Annotated in this window: 3 protein-coding genes; all 3 read right to left on the reverse strand. The window is 39.4% G+C overall.

The window, feature by feature from the left end:
• Positions 1–1,369: dihydroxy-acid dehydratase (ilvD, locus tag O970_RS08810; RefSeq protein ID WP_133459336.1), on the reverse strand; the 1,369-nt coding region annotated here is incomplete at its 3' end.
• Between the two features lie 321 nt (positions 1,370–1,690).
• Positions 1,691–1,936, reverse strand: coding sequence for an acetolactate synthase 2 small subunit (gene ilvM, locus O970_RS08815; RefSeq protein ID WP_133459337.1), 246 nt, complete (start codon positions 1,934–1,936; stop codon positions 1,691–1,693).
• Between the two features lie 12 nt (positions 1,937–1,948).
• A complete protein-coding gene (gene ilvG / locus O970_RS08820; RefSeq protein WP_133459338.1) occupies positions 1,949–3,607 on the reverse strand; it encodes an acetolactate synthase 2 catalytic subunit in 1,659 nt (552 codons plus the stop codon).
• Positions 3,608–3,673 lie beyond the last annotated feature (66 nt).

Consider the following 3,673-nt stretch of genomic DNA (forward strand, 5'->3'; position numbering starts at 1 on the left):
TTTCATACACTTTAGCCGGTCCACGAAAAACTAAATTTTCGGCGGCAACGCCAGCCGTTTTTACGATCGCACCATCAATAGCAATATTGCCATAGAGAGTGGCTAGCCCACCATCTTGACTATAAGCATACTCTTTAGCACGAATACATCCAGCTTTACGATCGGTATCTAATGTAGACCAATAGCAATCCTGTGAAAAAGCTTGTGTAGTACGAACACCAGCTGGTCCAGCGCTATACATTTTTTTTACCTGCTCATCAGTCGTCTGCATAATATCATAATGGGATAAGGTGTCAGATAAATTTAAACCAAGTACATTATTTACGTGACGATTAAGCAACCCTGCTCGGTCTAATTCACCTAGAATAGCCATCACCCCACCAGCACGGTGTACATCTTCCATATGATATTGTTGTGTACTTGGCGCGACTTTACATAAATGCGGAATGTTGCGCGATAGCCGGTCAATATCAGCCATTTTAAAATCAATGTCGCCTTCTTGGGCAGTGGCTAATAGATGTAAAACGGTATTGGTCGATCCACCCATGGCAATATCTAATGCCATCGCATTTTCATAAGCTGCTTTAGTCGCAATCGATCGCGGCAAGACCGTCTCATCATTATTTTCGTAGTATTGTTTAGTTAGCGCTACAATCTGTTTGGCGGCCTTGATAAACAATGATTCACGCTGTTTATGTGTCGCTACTAATGATCCATTCCCCGGTAGCGCTAATCCTAGAGCTTCGGTTAAGCAGTTCATAGAATTAGCGGTAAACATACCTGAACAAGATCCACACGTCGGACACGCGGCTTCTTCAATTCTTTGGCTTTCTTCATCACATACATGCGGATTTGCACCTTGGATCATAGCATCAATGAGATCTAATTTTATCAGTTGATCAGATAATTTGGTTTTTCCAGCTTCCATCGGACCGCCAGAGACAAAAATAGCGGGTATATTAAGACGTAAGGCCGCCATCAACATCCCTGGCGTAATTTTGTCGCAGTTAGAAATACAAATCATCGCATCGGCACAATGTGCATTAACCATATATTCAACAGAATCAGCAATGAGTTCTCTCGATGGTAGAGAATAAAGCATGCCGCCATGTCCCATCGCAATCCCATCATCGACAGCAATGGTATTAAACTCTTTCGCTATCCCCCCTGCCTGCTCAATATGCTGAGCAACTAATTGTCCAATATCTTTTAAATGCACATGACCCGGTACAAACTGGGTAAAGGAGTTAACAACGGCAATAATAGGTTTACCAAAATCTTCATTTTTAACGCCAGTCGCTCGCCATAAAGCACGGGCGCCGGCCATATTACGACCTTCTACTGATGTCGCTGAACGATATTTAGGCATGTAATGCTCCCAATTTCTTATTTGATGCTTAGGTTAAAATAAAACATGTTATTTGGCTTTCACCGAAAAGTTATAGTTGTTTAATCAGGTTAAGCGCCATAACGCTATCTATAAATACTGCTCTACTATGACTTATCACTTATTTACAACAACGCGTTGTAATCCTCAATGCTTATCTTTTTATTTTATATGCCTTTTATTGTTTTAATAATAAGATTTAATTTATAGTGGTATGGTGTAACAATGGTTACCCTACCGCGCCTGTTATCTTATATAGATTAATACAGAACCACGTTATTTTCTTATAAAAAGTGATAAATATTAATGGTTATTGGAATAATGTTCATCATCAATATTAATTACATCGACCAATTTAATTAATTGCTTTTTAAGCAATTCAATTGGGCGTTGGCTTTCTAGTACTATGTTGATATTGATGATATTGCTTTCTCTTAATTGCATATTGATCGCCGTAATTCGACCTCCTCGATGGCGAATCACACGTAATATTCGTTCTAAAATACCTAATTGATTATGCGCTATAATAGTTAATTGATTTAGTCCCATATCGATTTATCCTTAATTTGATATATTTTCTAACATGGTTTGATTCGCAGCACCTGGTGGAACTAATGGCCATACGTTTTCCATTTCATCAATACGTACATGAAGTAAATACGCACTCGGTGAATTCAACATTGTTTGTAAAGCTGGAATGACGTCGGATTTCTTCGTAATAGTCTGTCCAGATATGCCAAAAGCACTAGCTAAAACTAAAAAATCAGGATTATCAGAAAGATTAGTTTCACTATATCTTTCAGCAAAAAAAAGCTGCTGCCATTGCCTTACCATACCCAATCGTTGATTATCGATTAATACTATTTTTATCGGTAATTGTTTACGTTTAATCGTAGCCAGCTCTTGAATATTCATCATAAAAGAACCATCACCTGAAATACAAATAACATCATCTTTCGGTCGAGCTAGTTGCGCACCAATGGCTGCTGGTAGTCCAAATCCCATGGTACCTAAGCCGCTAGAGGTAATAAAATTGTGTGGATGAGTAAAGCGCATATGTTGTGCGGCCCACATTTGATGTTGCCCAACATCAGTGGTAACGACAGTTTGGTCATCAATCAAATCGGAAAGTTGTTTTAATAATAATGGCGCATAAATCGCTTCGCCAGCATGATGATAAGAGATCGCGAATTGTGCAGCTAACTGAGTTAGCTGTTGCAGCCAAGGTTCAATTGATAACGGCTGTTGTAATGCTGGTAAAATAGCGGTTAAATCCCCTGTTAAGGATAAATCGACTTGCCGTAATTTATTAATTTCAGCTGGATCAATATCAATGTGAATTACTTTGGCATGTTTGGCAAATTCATTTAAATTTCCTGTCACTCTATCATCGAATCGCACGCCAATAGCGATAAGTAAATCGCTTTCTTGCACGGCTAAATTGGCAGTTTTAGACCCATGCATACCAAGTAAACCTAAGTAATAGGGATGAGTATGGTCAGCAGCGCCTAAACCCTTTAAGGTTGAAACACAAGGCACGTTTGATACTTGTATAAATTCACGTAGCGCAGAAACACCATTAGCCATACCAACACCGCCACCGATATAAAGTATCGGTTTTTTAGCTTGATCTAACATGCTTTTAGCGAGTTGTATATTAGTGGGGTAAACAATCTGTTGCGTATAAGTGGAACAAACGGCAGTTGATACGTTTTGGTAATCCACTTCTGTTATCTGAACATCTTTAGGTATATCAATTAACACTGGTCCTGGTCTACCACTGCTGGCGATATTAAATGCTTGTGGTATCACAGTTGACAAATCAGCCGCGTTTTCGACTAAAAAACTATGCTTGGTACACGCTAATGACATACCTAAAATATCGATTTCCTGAAATGCATCTGTCCCTATTAAATGCGTTGGTACTTGACCAGTAATAGCAATAATGGGAACTGAATCAATTAACGCGTCAGCAAGCCCCGTTAATAAATTCGTCGCCCCGGGTCCTGATGTGGCGATACAGACACCGACTTTCCCCGTAGCACGAGCATATCCTATTGCAGCCATCGCAGCGCCTTGTTCATGCCGACATAATACATGGGGTAAACCACCATCATATAAGGCATCATATAATGGCATAATTTGCCCACCTGGATACCCAAAAACAATTTCAACACCACAAGATTTTAATACACTCACTATCCATTGCGATCCTTTCATGACTTTACCTCATTGGCTTACCTAATCTTTATTATTTATAGTCGAAAAAAAACCCCCGCTTGTTTT

This window comes from Candidatus Schmidhempelia bombi str. Bimp, assembly GCF_000471645.3.
Taxonomy (GTDB): domain Bacteria; phylum Pseudomonadota; class Gammaproteobacteria; order Enterobacterales; family Orbaceae; genus Utexia; species Utexia bombi.